The 18,616-nt window shown below is 58.0% G+C and carries 16 protein-coding genes and 1 pseudogene; 13 read left to right on the forward strand and 4 right to left on the reverse strand.

The features are described 5' to 3' along the window. The first annotated feature begins 24 nt into the window (after positions 1–24). The gene (locus tag C5F71_RS27625; RefSeq protein ID WP_104912501.1) at positions 25–1,086 is read left to right on the forward strand and encodes an FUSC family protein; all 1,062 of its coding nucleotides are present in this window, start codon (positions 25–27) and stop codon (positions 1,084–1,086) included. 363 nt (positions 1,087–1,449) lie between these two features. Here C5F71_RS27625 and C5F71_RS27630 read toward each other — a convergent pair whose 3' ends face one another. Continuing rightward, entirely contained in the window at positions 1,450–2,205 is a 756-nt protein-coding gene (locus tag C5F71_RS27630) for a TetR/AcrR family transcriptional regulator (protein WP_029291156.1), read from the reverse strand. A 355-nt stretch (positions 2,206–2,560) separates the two neighbouring features. On the opposite strand from C5F71_RS27630, the gene C5F71_RS27635 reads away from it, so the two are divergent. From C5F71_RS27635 to C5F71_RS27675, 9 genes are all read left to right on the forward strand, one after another. Further along, complete coding sequence (locus tag C5F71_RS27635) at positions 2,561–3,268, forward strand: ABC transporter ATP-binding protein (protein ID WP_029291154.1); 708 nt, start codon at positions 2,561–2,563, stop codon at positions 3,266–3,268. Then, positions 3,265–4,464: an ABC transporter permease gene (locus tag C5F71_RS27640; RefSeq protein WP_104912502.1), complete on the forward strand. Its 1,200-nt coding sequence runs from the start codon at positions 3,265–3,267 to the stop codon at positions 4,462–4,464. Before C5F71_RS27635 ends, C5F71_RS27640 begins: the two co-directional genes overlap by 4 nt. Then, positions 4,457–5,938: a TolC family protein gene (locus C5F71_RS27645; protein ID WP_104912503.1), complete on the forward strand. Its 1,482-nt coding sequence runs from the start codon at positions 4,457–4,459 to the stop codon at positions 5,936–5,938. Before C5F71_RS27640 ends, C5F71_RS27645 begins: the two co-directional genes overlap by 8 nt. Beyond that, on the forward strand, positions 5,928–7,187 hold the full coding sequence (locus C5F71_RS27650; protein ID WP_070994206.1) for an efflux RND transporter periplasmic adaptor subunit: 1,260 nt from the start codon (positions 5,928–5,930) through the stop codon (positions 7,185–7,187). The genes C5F71_RS27645 and C5F71_RS27650 overlap by 11 nt, the downstream gene beginning before the upstream one ends. Before the next feature lie 143 nt (positions 7,188–7,330). Then, on the forward strand, positions 7,331–8,515 hold the full coding sequence (locus C5F71_RS27655) for an aminotransferase class I/II-fold pyridoxal phosphate-dependent enzyme (RefSeq protein WP_104912504.1): 1,185 nt from the start codon (positions 7,331–7,333) through the stop codon (positions 8,513–8,515). 43 nt (positions 8,516–8,558) lie between these two features. Next, complete coding sequence (locus C5F71_RS27660; RefSeq protein WP_104912505.1) at positions 8,559–9,725, forward strand: MFS transporter; 1,167 nt, start codon at positions 8,559–8,561, stop codon at positions 9,723–9,725. Positions 9,726–9,756: 31 nt separating this feature from the next. Then, complete coding sequence (locus tag C5F71_RS27665; RefSeq protein ID WP_158682913.1) at positions 9,757–10,590, forward strand: CoA ester lyase; 834 nt, start codon at positions 9,757–9,759, stop codon at positions 10,588–10,590. Next, on the forward strand, positions 10,587–11,123 hold the full coding sequence (locus C5F71_RS27670; protein WP_104912507.1) for a MaoC family dehydratase: 537 nt from the start codon (positions 10,587–10,589) through the stop codon (positions 11,121–11,123). Before C5F71_RS27665 ends, C5F71_RS27670 begins: the two co-directional genes overlap by 4 nt. Before the next feature lie 7 nt (positions 11,124–11,130). Then, positions 11,131–12,060, forward strand: coding sequence for an ornithine cyclodeaminase family protein (locus tag C5F71_RS27675; protein ID WP_104912508.1), 930 nt, complete (start codon positions 11,131–11,133; stop codon positions 12,058–12,060). A 5-nt stretch (positions 12,061–12,065) separates the two neighbouring features. Here C5F71_RS27675 and C5F71_RS27680 read toward each other — a convergent pair whose 3' ends face one another. Both C5F71_RS27680 and C5F71_RS27685 read right to left on the reverse strand, forming a co-directional pair. After that, positions 12,066–13,487 (reverse strand): FAD/NAD(P)-binding protein, encoded by a 1,422-nt coding sequence (locus tag C5F71_RS27680; RefSeq protein WP_104912509.1) that lies wholly within the window; start codon positions 13,485–13,487, stop codon positions 12,066–12,068. Between the two features lie 147 nt (positions 13,488–13,634). After that, positions 13,635–14,285: pseudogene (locus C5F71_RS27685) on the reverse strand (acyl-CoA synthetase); the annotation flags it as partial. 334 nt (positions 14,286–14,619) lie between these two features. Here C5F71_RS27685 and C5F71_RS27690 point away from each other — a divergent pair. The 3 genes from C5F71_RS27690 to nfsB all read left to right on the forward strand — a co-directional run bounded on the left by C5F71_RS27690 (position 14,620) and on the right by nfsB (position 17,534). Next, entirely contained in the window at positions 14,620–15,783 is a 1,164-nt protein-coding gene (locus C5F71_RS27690; RefSeq protein WP_104912511.1) for an L-dopachrome tautomerase-related protein, read from the forward strand. A gap of 59 nt (positions 15,784–15,842) precedes the next feature. Further along, positions 15,843–16,736: a glycine betaine ABC transporter substrate-binding protein gene (locus tag C5F71_RS27695; RefSeq protein WP_104912512.1), complete on the forward strand. Its 894-nt coding sequence runs from the start codon at positions 15,843–15,845 to the stop codon at positions 16,734–16,736. A gap of 144 nt (positions 16,737–16,880) precedes the next feature. Further along, positions 16,881–17,534 carry an oxygen-insensitive NAD(P)H nitroreductase gene (gene nfsB, locus C5F71_RS27700; RefSeq protein WP_104912513.1) on the forward strand — a complete coding sequence of 218 codons (654 nt, stop codon included), beginning with the start codon at positions 16,881–16,883 and terminating at the stop codon, positions 17,532–17,534. Between the two features lie 135 nt (positions 17,535–17,669). Here the strand turns inward: nfsB and C5F71_RS27705 are convergent, their stop codons facing one another. Next, positions 17,670–18,611, reverse strand: coding sequence for a p-hydroxyphenylacetate 3-hydroxylase reductase component (locus C5F71_RS27705; protein WP_070994197.1), 942 nt, complete (start codon positions 18,609–18,611; stop codon positions 17,670–17,672). Between the last annotated feature and the right edge of the window lie 5 nt (positions 18,612–18,616).

An 18,616-nucleotide genomic window follows, 5' to 3' on the forward strand; every position in this document is an offset into this window, starting at 1 on the left:
ATAGATGAGGCCCTCTTAATCCCGATGAACCTGCCGCCCTTCGCCCGCCGCCTGTTGCGGCCCCTGCTCGACCCCTATCGCCGCTATCGCAACGCCAAGCTGATCCACGCCGTGCGCGTGTCCATCGGCCTGCTGGCCACCATCCTGCTCACCACCGGTCTGAACCTGCCCCATGGCGAATGGGCCTCGGTGACCATGCTGGTGGTCATCGGCGGCTTGCAGCACCACGGCAACATCGGCAAGAAAGCCGTGGAGCGGGCCTATGGCACGCTGATCGGTGCCAGCGTCGGCCTGTTGCTGGTGGTGCAAGAAGCGTATGTGGGCCAGCCACTGCTCACTTATCTGCTGATGTCAGTGGTGTGCGGATTCTTTTCCTATCACGCCATCGGCAAGGGTGGATACACCGCACTGCTGTCGGCGATTACCGTGTTTATCGTCGCTGGGCATGGGGCTAACCCGCTGTCCGATGGCCTGTGGCGCACCGTGGATATCCTGATAGGCATCGCCCTGGCCCTGGCATTTTCCTTCGCCCTGCCGCTGTATGCGGTGTATTCCTGGCGCTACAACCTGGCCGGTGCGCTGCGTGATTGCGCCGCCATTTACAGCCGGATCATCAGTGGCCAGTCGGTCACCGATGATGAACACCTCAAGCTGCTCAACCGCTTGAATGCGGCGATGCTGCAACTGCGCTCGTTGATGCCGTCGGTGTCCAAGGAAGTGCGGATTTCCATGACCGAACTGGACGCGATCCAGCGGCATCTACGGATGTGCATCAGCACCCTGGAAATTCTCGGTAACACCCGTCCCGATCCACGAGATGAACAGGGCATGGCGCGCTTGCAACTGGCGCTCAAAACGCAGCACCGGCAAATTCGCGTGCAGTTGATCGCAATGGCGCGGGCACTACAAACCGGCGCCGCGCAACGCCTGGAGCGGGCCAGCCCGGTCCCCGCCGAACAGCCGTCGCCGGATACTCCCGTGCACAGTGCGCTGGATGGTTATCGAATGTTGACGGCGCAACTGGCGGCAAATATCGATGAAATGCATGCGCGACTGGCGAAAAGTGTCAAGGCGTGGAATATCTGAAAAGCGTTGCGAAATAATATTGGATCCACATTTTTTTCACGTTTTATTCACATCCGCAAACGTAAGGTGAAGCCTCATCCGTTACAAATGTTGCATATCAAGCCCGCCGCCCCAGCGGGCTTTTTTTTGCGCGCGATTTGATCAGAACAGCACCGCCAAACCTGTGCGAGCACCTGTTGAGCCTAGCGCAGGCGATAGAGCCGACTCGATATGCCGGTGAAGCCGAGTCACCCACCACTCTTGTAAAAAGCAAATAAGCTATTGATTTTAAACAACTATATTTTACTTAGATGGCCGTACTTGTGTGGCGAGCGGGCTTGCCACGAGAGGTAGTGGGGACTACTCCATTTGATTGCGACGGGTTCAGCGGGCGACTTTGCTGCTCGCCGGCAGCGCCGACTGTTCACGAATCGCCCGCTGGGTATCGAGTACCCTCCCCAGCGCCGTTTCGGCTTCCGGGCTTTGCTGTGGCACACGAATGGCCGCCGAGACCAGCGTGATCAGCTTGGCCATGACTTCCGCGTCGGTCGCCGGGCGTCCCAGGCTCATGGAGTTCATCAAAAGGCGCAGCTCGGTGCCGGCCATCACCCCGGAAATCGCCTTGAGGGCAAATTGCAGGCGCACCCCCAGCTCATTGCGCGGCAGGTCGGGCAACGCCAGGGCGAAGGCTTCGAAGAAGCGCTGGAACACCGGCTGGTAATGGACCTTGAGGTATTCCTGGATGAAGGGCGAAGTGTCGCTGTAGACCCGACCCAGGAACCGGATGAAGGAACGCCCTTCGCCGCTGGCCGGATCACTGCGCTCCAGGCCCATGGCCGGGGCGAACAATACGCCGAGCAAGGTATCGCAATCGAGCGGGCCATCAGACTCCGCCTCGCAGCGGGCGAGCAACTCCAGGCGCTGCTCGTTGAGCGGCTCCAGGCGTTGCATCAATAACGTTTTCATCAGGGAATCCTTGTCCCCGAAGTGATAATTGACCGCGGCGAGATTGACCTGGGCCTTCTCGGTGATTTGCCGCAACAACACGGCGTCGTAGCCGTACTTGATGAAGAGAGCCTCTGTCGCATCCAGCAGTCGAGTCTTGGTTACATTTGGAGCGCTGAGTTTCTTCGCGACCATATAAGTTCCACGGAGGAAATATGTTTTAAAAAAAAATTTGATTTTTTATACCGGGGCGGGTGTCCGAAAGCAAGTAGTGACAGTACGCCATACTATCCAAACCCAGGCCGGGCCGCCCTGTAAACGTTCCCCCCAGGGTGGGCCCAAGCGTTTTCCAAAGGCCAGAATCGGCTCCATAACCAGAAAAACCCGCTCTATCTCTGTGGCTGGCGAAGCCGCTGGATCACGGTTACTATTCAAACAATGTTTTTAAAAGAAGAATAAAAACCAGTTGTTGGCAGCCGCGGCGCGGTTCCTGAACATGTTTCAAATATTTTCAGGGATAGGCCGGATTGCCGCAGCGCAAGGCGTAGTCATGATGACAGATACCCCAACGCTCCCAGGCTTCATTTCCCTGCAAGGCATCGGTAAAAGCTATCAATTGGCTGGCCAGCACCTGGCCATTCTCAACGACGTCAGCCTGTCCATCGCCCGTGGCGACAGCTGCGGCATCCTCGGCGCATCCGGCTCCGGCAAAAGTACCCTGCTCAATATCCTCGGCCTGCTGGACCTTCCGGACTGCGGCGCCTACCGCTTTGCCGGCCACGACATTTTCAACGCTACACCGGACCAGCTGGCCGCGCTGCGCAACCAGCAGATCGGGTTTGTCTTCCAGAGCTTCAACCTACTGCCGCGTCTCAGCGCCCTGGACAATGTCGCCCTGCCCCTGGCTTATCGCGGCGTGTCGCGCCAGGAATCGGTAGTGCAGGCCCTGCATATGCTGGAGCAGGTTGGCCTGGCCGACAGGGCCCATCATCGCCCCGCCGATTTGTCCGGCGGCCAGCGCCAGCGGGTGGCGATTGCCCGGGCACTGGTAGGCGCGCCGGCGGTGATTCTGGCCGACGAACCCACCGGCAACCTCGACAGCCACACCGCCCAAGACATCATGGACCTGCTGCTGGCCCTGAACCGCGAGCAAGGCGTCACGCTGATCATCGTCACCCATGATGCGCAGATCGCCGAACGCCTGAATCGCCAGATCCTGGTACGCAACGGCGTGGTTCATCAGGCAGAGTGCGTATGAGCCTGCGGGTCGAACAGAGCCTGAGCCAGTTGCTGCACGAAGCATTTGTGAGCCTGCGAACCCTGGGCAAGCGCTCCATCCTGGCCTTGTTGGGGATTGTCATCGGCAGTTCATCGGTGGTCGCGCTGATCAATATCGGGCATAACGCCGCCGAGGATGCGGCGATGATTTTCAAGGACATGGGCACCGATACCCTGGTGGCCCAGTTCCCGCCCAAGGGCAACAGCACCGCGAAGATGCCCACCAGCCTCAACCTGCAAGTCGTGCGCCAGGCCGTGCCGGGCATCCTCCACATCGGTGCCATTTCCTCGTTCAGCGGGCCGGTCATCTTTCATGGTCGCACCACCAACGCCGGCTTGATTGGCAGTACGCCTGGCCTCAAGGATGCGATGCGCCTGGTACTGCGCGAAGGCCGCTTCCTATCCGAGTTCGATAACGGCGAAACCTACGCCGTGGTCGGCGACCAGATCGCCCAGGCGTTGAGCACGCCCGGCGACCCACTGCGCCTGGGTGACCGGGTGCGGGTCAACGACTATCTGTTCTTGATCATCGGCATCCTGCAGAACCAGCCGCGATCAATGCTGATTCCGGTGCAAACCAACGACTCACTGTTTATCCCGGCGCCTGGCATGCGCCGCATCTATTCTGCGCCGCAGGTTGGCAGCGTGATCCTGCGCGCGTCCGCCGGCCAGGACATGGAGCGTACCGCCGCCGACGCCACCCACGCCTTGGGCGCTCAACTCACAGACCACACCGTCGAGATCCAGATCCCCCAGCAAATGATCGACGGCATGACCCGCCAAAGCCGCACATTCGCCTATCTGTTACTGGCCCTGGGAGCGATCTCCCTGGTGGGTGGCGGCGTCGGCGTGATGAATGTGATGCTGATGAACGTCTCGCAACGGCGCCGGGAAATCGGCATTCGCATGGCCCTGGGGGCGCGCCAGCGCGATATCCGCAACCTGTTCCTGCTCGAAGCCGTTACCCTCACCGCCGTCGGCGCGCTGTGCGGCGCGGTACTGGGCATGGGCGCGGCTTATCTCTACGCCTGGCTGTCGGGCTGGCAGTTTGCCCTGGCCGTGTCGGCCCTGCCTCTGGGGGTGGGCAGTACGTTGCTGGTGGGGTTGTTTTTCGGCCTTTACCCGGCCGTCTCGGCGTCTCGCTTGCAGCCGGTGGAGGCCCTGCGCGATGAATAAACCCTGGCTGTTGCTGATCGCCCTGGTGAGCCTGCCCTGTGTGGCCGCCGATATCGTGATCCGTCCTTCGGCGCCGACCACCACACGCAGCGGCTATGAGCGCAGTGTCTCGCTCAATGCCCAGCTCACTACCTTGACCCTGGGCGATGCGGTGTACCTGGGCCTGCGCAACAACCCGGCGATTCGCAGCGCGTACCTGCAACGGGTGGCACAGAAATTCGACCTGCGGGTGGCCGAAGATGCCTTCAACCCCAAACTGGTGCTCAACAGTGCCTACCGCACCACCCAAGGCAGTGACGACCGCGCCCGGAACGCCAACCTGGCGCCCACCACCAGCTTGCTTGGCGAATACGGCACTCGGCTGAGCATGGGCTGGACCCAGCAACTGAACAACGCCAACCGAGCCGGGCGCTACCGCAGCGACGGCCTGGACCTGGCCATTATCCAACCGCTGATGCGCGGTGCCGGTTGGGACGCCACCACCGCACCACTGCGCTTGTCGCGCCTTTCCGAGCAGGCCAACCGCTTGAACCTCAAGGCCAACGTCGCGCAGACCATCAGCCAGATCATCGCCACCTACCGCGAATTGCTGCGCGCCCAGGAGCAACTGAGCATCGCCCAGGAAGCGCTCAAGCGCTCCAACACCTTGCTGGAGGTCAACAAGGCGTTGATCGCTGCCGGGCGCATGGCCGAGTTCGAAATCGTCCAGACCGAAGCCGACATTGCCTCGCAACAACTGGGGGTCGAGGAAGCCCAGAACCAGTTGGACATGAGTCGCCTGTCGTTGCTGCGCCTGCTGGCCTTGGACCTGGCCACACCGATCCGCGCCACCGAAGCCCTCGAAGCCTCGCCCATGGCGATCGACAAACGCGAGGCGTTCAACCTGGCGCAAACCCAGCAGCCCGAATACCTATCGGCCCTGCTGGGCAGCCAACAGGCCGACCTCAACCTGGTGCTGGCCAAGGATTCCGGGCGCTGGCAGGTCGACCTGGTGGGCGGCGCCAATCAGATCCGCGCCAATACCGATAACGATGCAGGCAGCACCAGCAATCGGCGCTGGGACAGTTATGCAGGTGTCCAGGTGCGTATTCCCATCGGCGATATCAGCACCCGGCAGGCCGAAGTCCGCGCGCGGGTGGATGTGGAAAACCAGGCCATCTTGATCACCGACGCACGCCAGGAGCTGGAACGCAGCGTCAATAACGTGGTGCGCGACCTCGGCACCCGCTGGCGCCAGTATGAAATTGCCCAGCGGGCCGTGGAACTGTCGCGGCGCAAGATCGAGATCGAGCGGGACAAACTGGGCGCCGGGCGCTCCACCAACTTCCAGGTGTTGAGTTTCGAAGCTGACTTGCGCAGCGCCGAAAACTCCCGCCTCAATGCGTTGATTGCTTATCTGAATGCCCAGACCCAGCTCGACCTGACGCTGGGCATGACTTTGGAAAGTTGGGAAATCGCCCTCAATGACTACTAAAAAAGCCCTGCTGGGCGCTGGACTGCTGATATTGCTGGGCGCTGGCGCATTTGCGCTGCTCAGCCGCCCAACGCCTGCCGCCGACCAGGCCGCCATGGCCGAGCAGTGGCTTGAGATAAAAAATGATGCCCTGGTCCACCAGATTGGGCTGGTGGGCAGGATCGAACCCGACACCACCATTACCCTCACGGCCCCCTTCGACGGCAACGTGCAAGCCAACCTGGTGGAACAGGGCCAACGGGTCGAGGCCGGCCAGGTCCTGCTGCGCATGGACCCCGCTACCCTTGAAGTGCAGCTGCGTGAAGCGTTGTCTACCCAACTCAAGGCCCGGCGCACCGTGCAGGAAATGCAGGACTGGGACGCCAGCCCCACCGTCAGCCGCGCCCGACGCGGCCTGCGCACCTCGCAAATGAGTGCCGACAACACCCAGCGCAAACTGCTTGAAAGCGAGAACCTGTTCAAGCGCGGCATCATCCCGCGCAACGAATTGGACGACCTCAAGCAACAGGCCCAGCAGCAACAGTTGGATCTGGCTGCCGCGCGCAGTGAACTGCAACAAGCCCTGGACCAGGGCAAGGGTGAGTACCGACAGATTGCGGATATGGAGTTGACCAACGCCACGGTCAAGTACGAGGCCCTGCGCAAGCTGCTCGAAGGCCAGGAGGTCAAGGCCCCGTTTTCCGGGATTGTCGTGCCCCCACCGGGCAGCAGCTCCCCCCAGGGCGGCAGCAACAGCAACGTACCGGTGCAAGCGGGAAGCAAGGTCAGCCAAGGCCAGGTGCTGTTCGGGCTGGCCAATATCGAACGCCTGAAAATCGTTGCCAAAGTCTCTGAACTGGATATCAACCAGCTGCATCAGGGCCAGCCGGTGGAAGTCATGGGCGACGGTTTTGATGGCGAGCGCCTGAGCGGTTCCGTCAGTGTGGTCAGCGGCCTGGCAATCGCCAATGACAGCCAGGGCAGCGCGCAATTCCCGGTGACCCTGGCCATTCCCAAGTTGACCGATAAACAGCTGCAAAGGGTCCGCCTGGGCATGAGCGCGCGCCTGACTATCGTGACCTATAACAATGAGCAGGCGATCATCGTCCCGGCCCAGGCGATCAGGCATGAGGCAGGCGGGCTTTCGGTGGAATATCGGGCAGCCATGAACAAGCCGGTGGAACGGGTGAAAATCACCACGGGACAATCGACTGCCCTAGGGGTGGAAGTGTTTGGGCTCCAGCCTGGGTTTATCAAAACTGTCTTGTGAATCCCTTTGTATCGTGCCTAAAAAACACTTTAGGAATTTACCTACATCAGCATAGGAAACTTACCACGCCATAAAATATTGTAAAAAAATACTCCTTAGGAAAGTATTGTCATCCGTTTTGCCTTGGGCGACAGGTGCGCAATATGAATCGTTATTCAAACATCAAAAAAATGGTGGCTGGCGGTGATTTATTTTGGAGTCGAACACAAGAAGCCCGAATGAGCGGAATTGTCGCCGACAATCTCGGTGACGGCTTCATGCAAGTCGATGGTGACCCATTCATAAACATGTGCTCTTACTCCTACCTCGGCTTGGACTCCAATATAGAAATTTTGAAGGGAGCAATAACAGCACTAGACTCGTCGCAAACCTTAAACTCATCCACATCCCGTGTCCGAATTTGTTTACCGCTATTGGAAGAGGCAGAGCTTGCACTGTCAGATCTGTTTTCCGTCCAGGTGCTGACTACAGTTTCATGCGCTTCAGCCGCCGCAGCAATGCTTCCATTACTCGCCACAGGTTTATTCACACAAAACATCCCCCCGCTAATGATTTTTGACCAGTCCGCGCACTTCTGCTTGAGTTTGATGAAAGCCGTTTGCGCAGATGAATCCGAAGTAGTGACAGCACCGCACAATGACTTAAACTTTCTGGAAGACTGCTGCAAACAAAAGCAACGGGTCGCTTACATCGCGGACGGCGTCTATAGCACGGGAGGATCCGCCAATGTATCGGAGCTTATGAGCCTGCAAGACAAGTACGGTCTATTTGTTCTATATGACGAGGCTCATGGCCTGTCGGCACAGGGTACAAATGGCTGCGGATTAGTTCTCAATACAATGGGCACACTAAACAGTAACACCATGATCATCGCATCATTGAACAAGGGCTTTGGTGCATCGGGCGGGGCGATCCTCTTTGATTCGTCGATTAGCAAATCAAATTTATTGCGGTTTGGCGGCCCTCTCTCTTGGTCCCAACGAATTAACACAGCAGGTTTGGGTGCAATTATCGCGTCCGCAAAGATACATAGATCCACAGAACTGCAACACCTGCAAAACAGATTGACGACCAACATCCAACTGTTCGATACACACATCAAGACCACCTTGGCAGGAGATGGATTACCTATCAGGTTGATTCCCATGAGTGATGAGCAACATGCAATCACTACCGCAACAAAACTCATGGAGCGTGGATTTTATACATCGCCGCTATTTTACCCTGTCGTTCCCAAATCAACTCCAGGCCTTCGCGTCATGCTCAGAGCAAACATGGCCTCAGACGACTTAAAACAGTTTTGCACAGCGGTAAACTCAATGCTGTAGATGCAACCTCGCACATTAGGACGTCGTGACAAAAGGAATTTACATGTCATCATCCCCCCAGCAAGTACTCCTACTCGCGTGTTGCACGACCATAATTGCCCAGCTTGGTATAACACTATATATACCTGCAACAACCCAACTCGCCTCGATACTAAATACAGAAGAGGCGGAAAGCTATAAAGTTCTACTATTTTATTTGGGCGGCGCTGTACTACCGATAGTATTTATGTCACGCCTTATTCGCAGTTTCGGGCGCCACACTGCAATTCTCGTTTGCTGCGCGACTTTATTCGTCGGTAGCGTGCTGTCCTTATTCAGTTTGGGCTCCGAGGTGTTCTTTTTCTCCCGGCTCATGCAAGGCATAGGTGCTGGCGGAGGAGCTCTGATCGGCAGAGCACTGTTAACGGATATCTCATCAGGGGCAGCCCTTGCGAAAAACCTGTCTGTATTATCCTATTCATTTATTCTTGCGCTTATCGGCGGGCAAGTAGTAGGCGGCTTTCTGATATCAAGCCTTAACTGGATCGCTCTGCCATACCTAATGATCATCGGATTGATACTTACCTACGCACTAGCTTTTAAAATACGCACCCGCCTTTACAAACTAGACGCCGTGGAAAAAGAATCCGCATTAACGCCAAACTACTACTCCACTGCAACCCAGCCCAGTTTTTTTCTACCGGTCATTTTAGGAGGGTGCGGCTATGGTATTTTTATTATCTATCAAGGTATCGGAGCGTATGTATTTCACTCTAATTTCCGTTGGAACAGCGCCGATTACGGCACATTCGGCTTGTGGTTGGGCCTGGCTTATTACTTAGGCGCACTGACTGTAAGGCGAGCCTTGACTGTTGTCAGTGTTTGCCAATTATCAATTTTTGGCGCATGCCTATTAATCGCTTCGAGCAGCGTGTTGTTTCTGGCCGCCTGGCAAAACATGTCAATCCACTTGGTTGTTGGGACCTATCTGGTTATTTGGTACGCCCAAGCAACACTCTACCCATGTGCAGCAGCCATGGCAGTAAGCAGAATACCCGGCGCCCACCCAATGATGCTGTTTAGTTTCCTACAACAATTGGTAGCGTTAATATTTGGTGCTCTTGCGACTTTCTTTATCCCTTACGGCATTCAAACTGTGGCACTGCTCACCGCATGCCTGGGTGGACTTGGTGTACTCACCACACTGCTCATTCTGAAAAGAGAGGCTTGATATGGACATATTGACTAGAAGTTGGCTATGCATGCCCGCCAGCCAAAAGCATATAGAACGGACAATTATTGAGTCTAGCGCCGATATCGTATTATTGGACTTGGAAGACTCAGTCCCAATGTACAAAAAACAATTTGCACGAGAACAACTGCTGGCATTGGACCACTCTATCCACAATCGGCGCAATCTAGCGATAAGAGTTAACACACTCACCAAACCAGAAGGCATCAGAGACTTGGTTTTCTTGTTAGACCACAACATTATTCCCGAATATTTGATCATCCCCAAAGTAGAGTCAGCCGGAGAACTGAGAGTCCTTAATGAACTGATATCCGCTACTGGCCAACGAGTAAAAACCTTTGCAATCATCGAAACTTTAAAAGGATTGCGCTGCATCGACTCCATTATCAATGAAAGAACAAACCTGCGCGGGTTGATTTTAGGTAGCGCTGACCTCTCCTCGGAGATCAATTTCAAAATCGCAGAGCGCGCGCTTACCCATATAAAATGCGATATAGCCATCGCTGCCCTCAGCATGGGGCTAATGGTAATTGATTCGCCCTGTTTCAAACTGAACAACGAAAAAGCGCTTAGAACAGAAATTGAAACAGCGAAAGAATTTGGCTATTCCGGAAAAATCGCCATTCATCCAGCTCAAGTAGAACTGATAAACAAATTATTTACCCCGACAGCAATCGAACTGAAAAAAGCACGAGCAATTATCAAATGCCTCGAAGCAGCGGGCCCAACGACAGCCATATCCACCTTAGATGGGGAAATGCTAGGCCCTCCTTTCGAAATCATGGCCCGCAGGCTTTTGAAAATTAACGAATCGCTCTCAAGAACCAATAGGAGGCCAGCATGAACATCAACCAATCGCTCCCCGGCAGCAAGGCATTAAGCAAACTAACCAAAGTTGGGCCCGGACGCTATCGTGAGGATCATGGGCTTGGCTTTGACGACTTTATTATTGGTGACATATTTGAACATCGTCCAGGCCGTACGGTGACAGAGGCGGATAACGTCTGGATGTCGTTAATCTGCATGAATAACCATCCTGCCCACATCAATGCAGAATATGCGAAGCAAACCGAATTTGGACAAATACTGGTATCAAGCCTGGTGACCTTTTCGATAGTCGGTGGGATGAGCCTGGCGAGCACGAGCGCAAAGGCAATTGCCAATTTAGGCTGGGATAATGTTCGTCTGGTAGCCCCTGTATTTGTCGGCGATACATTGTATGCAGAAAGCGAAGTCATCCACAAACGTCCCTCTGCCAGTCGTCCCGGACAAGGCGTAGTAACAGTGCGAACAAAAGGGCTCAAGGCAAATGGACAAATATGTTTATCCTACGAGCGCAGTTTTCTGATCACTCTCGACCAAGTACCCATGGCATGAGTAGCCTATGAAAATATTAGATGAGGTCTTGATAAAAAACACCATCAGTATGGAAGAGGCGATTGACGTACTTCGTGAAAACTATCGTCAATACAACAGCTCAAACGACAGTAACCCAACGCGAACTATCGTGAGAGTCCAGGAGAAACATGCAACGTTCGGGGTAATGCCCTACTACTCTCATTCTCACAATCTATTTATGGTCAAGATTGTTTCTCATCATTTACTCAACAAAGCCCATGGACGAACATCTATAAGTGGAGTGATCGTTATACAGGATGGCGCTACAGGGCAGATAAAAGCCCAAATGGATGCAGCAGCCATTACCGCGCTACGCACAGGCGCCACTGCAGGATTGGCGACTGATTTGCTGGCAATGGCCCACTCTAAAAAAGTTGCCGTCATCGGCGCAGGTGCTCAGGCAATGGCCGTATTTGAGGCTGTATTGAGCGTCAGAAAGATAAACCAGGTGGCCGTATGCTCTACAAGCAGGGCAAGCACAGAGCGTTTTATAGCTGACGCAAAAAATCGGTTCTTACGTGAAATTGAATACATCAGCCATCATAGCGCCCGCCAGGCAGTCTCAGGCGCCGACATCATCTGCACGGCGACCACCTGCGCAGCCCCTTTGTTCTCCGCCTGCGACGTAGTAAAGGGGGCCCATATAAACGCGGTAGGCAAGCACACACTGGTGTCGCGTGAGTTCCCGTTGGAGCTTCTGCATCGAGCTATCTTACTGGTGGAGGATAGAAAAGCTGCAATTGAAGAGGCAGGGGATTATCACCAAAACTCAACATCCATTGTTGACATGCTGAACAGCCAGTATGCAGCTCACCAAGGCGAGACCACGATTTTTTCTTCGGTAGGGACGGCTTTTCAGGACGCGTGCATCTGCATCGCAATCCTGAAGAAGTTAAAGCTGGTAAGCGAAGTTTGAAGATATTACGAGGCTCCTAATCGGCATGCCAGTGCCTTGGCCTGGATTGCCACATCCGTCACCGCCGTACTCTCCCACCACATGCCGCGCAGCGGTGGGCCCATGGCGAAGAGTCGTTCACTGGCCACGCCCTGTGCGTCCAGCACCGCACCCGATGCATCCGCCGCAATCCCCAGCGCCAGTGGCCCAGGCTGGATCAAGCCTCGCGCCAACAGCTGCTGGGGCAGCGGGCGGGCCACGCGGCGCCAGTCGTATTCGATCCCGCTGGAGTTGATCAGCGCTGCACCACTGACCTGCGTGGTGTGTTGCTCGCCACGCCGGCGCAGGCGCAGGGTCACTTCGCCGTTTAGCGTGGGCTCCAGGCCCTGGAACGATGCCGCCTGGATCCGCAGACGCCCTTGCTTGTGCAGCCGCGCCACCAGCTCGGCGCTCAGCGGCGGCGAGCGATGGTGATGGCTCTCCCACCAGGGCCGAACATGGCGCACGAACTGGCGTTTCTGGCGTTCGCTGGCCTGGCTCCACAAACGGCCGATATGGGCGCGCACGGTATCCAATGGCGCTTGCCAGTCAATGCCCAGTGCCTGGGCTCCCTGGCATTGGCGGCGCACTTCCCGCAGCAACTGCAGCGGGCTGCGCAGGCTGTGATCTTCAGCGAGAAAATCCGGCCAGGTCGGTGGTTGCCGGCGCACATGGGGCAGCAGGCCATGGCGCGAAAAAATCTCGATCGGCCCACGATGACCGGCCTGCTCCAGGGACACCACGGCATCGACCATGGTCAAGCCGGAACCAATGATCAGCACCGTGGAGTGTGGGTCCAGTTGGGTCATGCCGCGCACGTCCCACGGGTCTACCGCCGCCGCATTCAGGCCGCTGGATTGGGTTTGTGGTGTGCGCGCCGCCGGGAACATGCCGGTGGCCAGTACCGCCTGGGCGCCCTGCAGTTGCTGGCCTTCATCCAGGGTCAGGAGTACACCGCCCGGCGCCACCTGCAGGTCGACTACCTCGGCGCGAACATGCTCCAGCGTCGACGCAGACCCCGCCCGAGCCTCTGCCAGGCGCTGTTGCGCGTACAGGCCGAAGATCCCCCGGGGTGGGAACAGCTCGCTGACGGGCACGTGCTGCTGGTCCGACTCCGGCCAGCCGCCGGCAGCAATGTAGTCGGTCAACCACTGGGTCAAGTCATCGGCGTTGTCCGGGTCTACGCTCATGCGCGCGGCGTTGCCATTGAGCGTGTGCCCCAGCTCCACCGCGCTATAGGCTTCACCCCGCCCAAGTTCCGTGCGCGGCTCGATCACCAGGATCTGCCGTGTGCCAGGCAAACGCAGCAACTGCACGGCCAGCATGGTGCCGCTCAGCCCCCCTCCGATGATCAGCACATCGGCGTTGCGGATGGCCTTTGTCGCCTGTCCGCGTTCGGTTTCACTCATGAAAATGCGCCCTTACTGTTTGCCCGGATGAATATCATGCCAATTGCTTTGCGCCCAAAATCCGTTGCGTCGCCGTGTGACGTATTGCCCGATCATGCACTATCGCGTTTCAGTTCATCCAGCCATTGGGCGCCTTGGCGCGCACTGGAGGCCTTGGCCGCTGTTGAGCCATTGTTCGAGTAACACCGCCAGGCCACCTTGCCAGCGCGTGCCCTCCTCGCTCCATAACGCGGTTTCGCCGGCGGGTTGCCACCAGCGATTCAGGCGCTGCAGCGGCTCCGCCGGGCCGAGCAATCGAGTGAAGGCGACCACCTCACTACCCGGTACCTGCTGGTCGCTGATCAAAACCTGCGGTACGGCGCTGCTGCCCACGACCGTGAGCCAATGCTGCAACTGCTGGCAGTCCGGGACATACGCATGGGTCGGGCGCAGCCGCCAGATTTGCCCGTGCAGCGCACTGGGCTCAAGGGTGTCAGCCAGCGTCAACACCTGCCCGCCAGAGGCCTCGGCCGCCAGGGCCAGCAGCAACAGATTGGGCTCAAAGGCCCCACTCACCAGCAGCCGCGAGTATTGGCCAAACCCGTGCTGGCGCAAACCATCGGCCAGGCGTTCGACATCACGCAAGGCGTCGATCCAGCGCCAGGCATACCACCGGCCATGACGCTTGTGGCGCAACGCGCAGTGCAACGGGCGGAACTGGGCCCAGTGCTGCAATTGCTCCAAGGCCTCGGGCAAGCCGGCGACCCACTCGGCGGGCCACTTCACATCCTGCGCTGGTTTGAGTGTATGCACGCTCATAGGGGACTGCTCCTCTCGTTGGAATGCGCGTGCGGTGGTCCGTGCTCCGCGTTCTTCAGTAGCCAGACCTGCTCCGTTGCAGATGTTGCGCCAAGATTGAAAAGCCCAATAAAACCGCGCTTTCAGAGGGCCCCGTGAACATTTCACACCTGGGGAAACCAGCAAACTGTTGATTGACTGTTGGCTGGCGAACAGCGGCAGAGCAACGCGCAAGCGCCGTGCACTTTCTCGATTGCGATGAAACTGTTAGCGCCATTAGTGGGTTTTTCCATACGCCGGGAACGCACACCATAAGCCGCAACGCGCCTTTGCCTGCTGATTCCCGGAGTTTTTCATGCACCTCAAGCACCGCTTTATCTGGTCGATCCTGGCCTTGACGATTGCCAGCAACAGCCATGCAGCCCAAAGCCAGCCGTTGCCCAGCGAACAAACCGTTGGCGCCATCGAGCAGGTATTCGCGTTCCACGACGCCATGCCCACCGGCGTCAGCGTTGCCGAGAACGGGCGGATTTTTGTCAACTTTCCACGTTGGGGCGATGCCGTGCCGTTTACCGTCGGTGAGCTGCGTGAAGGCAAGGTCGTGCCCTACCCTGACCTGGCCCTGAACCAGGCCGACCCGAAGGACCCGGCCAAGGGTTTTATCAGCGTACAGAGTGTGGTGGCCGATGGTCGCGGGCGTATCTGGATATTGGATACCGCCGCCCCCGGCTTCGCATCACCAACGCCGGGCGGCGCCAAGCTGGTGGCCGTCGATCTGGCCAGCAATAAAGTGGTCAAGACCCTGGTCTTCCCGAAAAACGTGATGCTGCCCAGCACCTACGTCAATGACATGCGCTTTGATTTCCGGGTGGGCAATGAAGGTGTGATCTATATCACCGACTCCTCCCTCAGCGGTCCGGGGGCGATCATCGTCATGGACATTGCCAGCGGCACCGCCATACGCCGACTCAGTGGCGCCCCGTCGACCTCGGTAGACCCCAACTTCGTGCCCAAGGTCGAAGGCCAGGTCTTGCAGGTGCGCAACGCCGACGGCAGCACCCGGCCATTTGCGGTTGCCTCCGATGGCATCGCCCTGTCGGCTGACGGCCAGACGCTGTACTTCTGCCCGCTGTCCAGCCGCCATCTGTACTCGGTGCCAACTGCGCTGCTGCGTGATCCTTCGGTCAGCGAAGCGCGGCTCGATATGGCGGTCAAGGACCTCGGGGAAAAAGGCGCCTCCGATGGCCTCGAAGCCGACGCCGCCGGCGCCCTGTATGCCGGCGACTACGAACACAACAGCGTGCGCAAACGCCTGGCAGATGGGCAGTGGCAAACCATCGTCCACGACCCGCGCGTGCTTTGGCCTGACACCCTGTCCATCGGACCGGATGGCTACCTGTACTTCATGGCCAACCAGCTGCATCGCCAGGGCATTTTTCACGCGGGCAAGGATCTGCGCCAGAAACCCTACAGCCTGCTGCGGGTGAAGATTGATGCAGCGCCGGCGCCCACGCGCTAGGCCAAGGATCTGTCCTGTTCATGCGTCCCACGCCGCTCAATCATCGTGAAGGAACAACCATGGGTAAAACCACACCAAGGCGTCCGGGTAAAAAGCTGCCTGTGACCCATCAAGACTTCGCCCGGGCCAATATCGCCAACGGCTCACGGCGGGTACGGCTGGGTGTCACGGACCTGTCGTTCCACCGCGCCACGGCCGCGGTAGTCGCCCAGGTCATGCAGCACATGGGCCTGACCGTGGAGCGCCAATATGCCCTGCACGAGGACAACTTCAAGCGATTGCGCGAAGGCGCAATCGACATGATTGCCTCGGCCTGGATTCCGTTCAGCCACGGCATCTACAAGCAGACCGTCGATGCGGTGACGCCCACCCGTGAACTGGGCCTGCATTACGAGCCCTATGCATTGTGGGGTGTACCTGACTACGTGAACGAACAGGAGGTGGCCTCCATTGAGGACCTGCTCAAGCCAGCCGTGCGCGCCCGGATGCACCCGCTGATCCAGGGCATCGGACCTGGGGCCGGAATTACCCGGTTCTCGTTGAAGATCATGGATGAGTACGGCTTGAACCGCGCCGGGTACCAGTTCCGCACCGGCTCCCAGGATGACTGCATTGACGCCTTTGAAGCCCTGTACCGCCAGCAGCGCTGGGGCGTCGTGCCGCTGTGGCATCCGCAGTTCCTGCATCACCGCTATCGCATCCGCGACCTCAGCGACCCCAAGGGTTTGCTCGGCAGCGTCGACCGGGCCGTGCTGCTGGCTCGCGAGGATCGCCTGGCACTACTGACAACCGCCGAGATCCAGGTGCTGGACAACATTCGCTTGTCGAACGCCATCGTTGCCGAGCTCGACGACGCCTTCAATCGCGGCGAACAGTCGGCTGACGAAGCGGCAAGCGACTGGCTGGCAAGGCACCCGGAAACGTTGCGCCGCTGGTTGGCACCGCTGGCCTGAACAGGCGCGTCTTTAAACGTATTTGAAGATTTCTGAAAAAGCGGCCCCGTCCATCCCCCACCAAGGGGCTGGACGGGACATCCGCGCCGCGCACCTGCGGCAACGCACCCAAGGCTTCAACTAACCAAAAACGGGGATTCAATGATGGACATGGTCACACTTTCCAAACGCCGTTACACCGCCAAACTCTTCGACGCTTCACGCAAGATTCCCAAAACCACCCTGGAGCCGTTGCTGGAGCAACTGCGCAACAGCCCCTCGTCGGTCAACTCGCAACCCTGGCACTTTGTGGTCGCAGAAAGTGAGCATGCCAAAGCACGTATTGCCAAAAGTGCCGAAGGTGCCTTTGGCTTCAACCAGGCAAAAATCCTCGACGCCTCCCATGTGCTGGTGCTGTGTACCCGAACCCAGATGACTGAGGAATACTTGCAGGCCCTGCTCAGCCAAGAGGCCAGCGATGGACGCTTTCACGACGAGCAAGCCAAGGCTGGCCAGGACAGAGGGCGGCACAATTTTGTCAACTTGCATCGCTATGACCTCAAGGACGTCCAGCACTGGATGGAGAAACAAACTTATCTGGCCCTGGGCACCCTGTTGCTGGGGGCTGCAGCCCTGGACCTTGATGCCACGCCCATGGAAGGTTTCGACAGCAAGGTGTTGGATATCGAACTGGGTTTGCGTGAGCGCGGGTTTACCAGCTCAGTGGTGGTAAGCCTGGGATATCGCAGCAACGAAGACTTCAACGCCCGCCTGGCAAAATCCCGGTTGCCTGCCCAGGTTCTGTTCGACTTTATCTGATCGCGGTGGCAACCAGCCGGCCAAGCGCATATTCCTGTGGGAGCGGGCTTGCCCGCGATTGTGGTGTGCCTGACCCACCGCTATCGCGGGCAAGCCCGCTCCTACAGGGGATAGGCTACGACTTTATCGTCATTATCAATGCTGGATCACCGCCTTGAGCACGGTCTTGAAGGTCTCCAACTGTTCATCGCTGAATTGGCTGAAAACCTTGTCCTGCTGCTCACGGGCGATGGTCCACAACGACTCGGTTTCGTCGATGCCCTTGGTGGTCAGTTTGACCCGCTCCTGATCATCGCGTACCAAGGCCTTGCGCTTGAGGTTGTTGACCGCCTCTTCGATCTCGCGCGCCGGCATTGCTACTTCGCGCTGCAGCTCGGCCAGGCTCAGGCCGGCGTCGTTCTCCAGCACCATCAGCATCCGGGCTTCGCTGGTGCGCAGGCCCGTAGATAATTGACGCGGTTGGTAGCTGGCCTGATAGGCCCGCAGCGCCTGGGTCATCAGGTAGTACAGGTTATGGCTCAGGCGGCCCTGGAAATGGCTGCTCGGTGGCTGGCCTTCCTCGCGCTGGGTCATGCGGGTGTGCGGCAGCACCATGGAATAGGCGCCCTGGTGATACAGCAATGGCGAACGACCGCAGTCGTCGAAGGCAACCACTTTGCCAATCATGATCCAGTGGTCACCCCCGTCGACCTGCTGGAACTTCTCACACTCAAAACGTGCCGAGCAGTCGGCCAGAATCGGTGCCCCGCCCTCGCCGGCCTGGTACTCGACTTCGGCAAACCGGTCTTCCTTGGGCCGGGCGAAGTTGTTGGACAGGTCGATCTGATCGGCGGCCAGCACGTTCACCGCAAAGTGGCTGGCCGTCTCGAACACTGCATGGCTGGTCGAGCGTTTGTCGATGCTCCACAGGATCAGCGGCGGGTCCAGGGACACCGAGTTGAAGCTGTTGGCGGTCACCCCGACCTTGCGCCCGTGGGCATCAGCTGCGGTCACCACCGTGACACCGGTGGCGAAATTGCCCAGGGCGCGGCGAAATGCGCGGGTATCGAATGCGGTGCTTGGGTTTTCAGTAGACATGCAAG

Origin of the sequence: Pseudomonas sp. LG1D9 (genome assembly GCF_002949995.1) — a bacterium.
GTDB classification, from domain to species: Bacteria; Pseudomonadota; Gammaproteobacteria; order Pseudomonadales; family Pseudomonadaceae; genus Aquipseudomonas; species Aquipseudomonas proteolytica.

Coding starts and splice junctions, on each gene's coding strand:
- C5F71_RS27670 (WP_104912507.1), top strand. CDS start 10,587: ATGAACATCAACCAATCGCTCCCCGGCAGCAAGGCATTAAGCAAACTA.
- C5F71_RS27625 (WP_104912501.1), top strand. CDS start 25: ATGAACCTGCCGCCCTTCGCCCGCCGCCTGTTGCGGCCCCTGCTCGAC.
- C5F71_RS27645 (WP_104912503.1), top strand. CDS start 4,457: ATGAATAAACCCTGGCTGTTGCTGATCGCCCTGGTGAGCCTGCCCTGT.
- C5F71_RS27680 (WP_104912509.1), bottom strand. CDS start 13,487: ATGAGTGAAACCGAACGCGGACAGGCGACAAAGGCCATCCGCAACGCC.
- C5F71_RS27640 (WP_104912502.1), top strand. CDS start 3,265: ATGAGCCTGCGGGTCGAACAGAGCCTGAGCCAGTTGCTGCACGAAGCA.
- C5F71_RS27695 (WP_104912512.1), top strand. CDS start 15,843: ATGGGTAAAACCACACCAAGGCGTCCGGGTAAAAAGCTGCCTGTGACC.
- C5F71_RS27675 (WP_104912508.1), top strand. CDS start 11,131: ATGAAAATATTAGATGAGGTCTTGATAAAAAACACCATCAGTATGGAA.
- C5F71_RS27630 (WP_029291156.1), bottom strand. CDS start 2,205: ATGGTCGCGAAGAAACTCAGCGCTCCAAATGTAACCAAGACTCGACTG.
- C5F71_RS27635 (WP_029291154.1), top strand. CDS start 2,561: ATGATGACAGATACCCCAACGCTCCCAGGCTTCATTTCCCTGCAAGGC.
- C5F71_RS27665 (WP_158682913.1), top strand. CDS start 9,757: ATGCCCGCCAGCCAAAAGCATATAGAACGGACAATTATTGAGTCTAGC.
- C5F71_RS27705 (WP_070994197.1), bottom strand. CDS start 18,611: ATGTCTACTGAAAACCCAAGCACCGCATTCGATACCCGCGCATTTCGC.
- C5F71_RS27660 (WP_104912505.1), top strand. CDS start 8,559: ATGTCATCATCCCCCCAGCAAGTACTCCTACTCGCGTGTTGCACGACC.
- C5F71_RS27655 (WP_104912504.1), top strand. CDS start 7,331: ATGAATCGTTATTCAAACATCAAAAAAATGGTGGCTGGCGGTGATTTA.
- C5F71_RS27690 (WP_104912511.1), top strand. CDS start 14,620: ATGCACCTCAAGCACCGCTTTATCTGGTCGATCCTGGCCTTGACGATT.
- nfsB (WP_104912513.1), top strand. CDS start 16,881: ATGGACATGGTCACACTTTCCAAACGCCGTTACACCGCCAAACTCTTC.
- C5F71_RS27650 (WP_070994206.1), top strand. CDS start 5,928: ATGACTACTAAAAAAGCCCTGCTGGGCGCTGGACTGCTGATATTGCTG.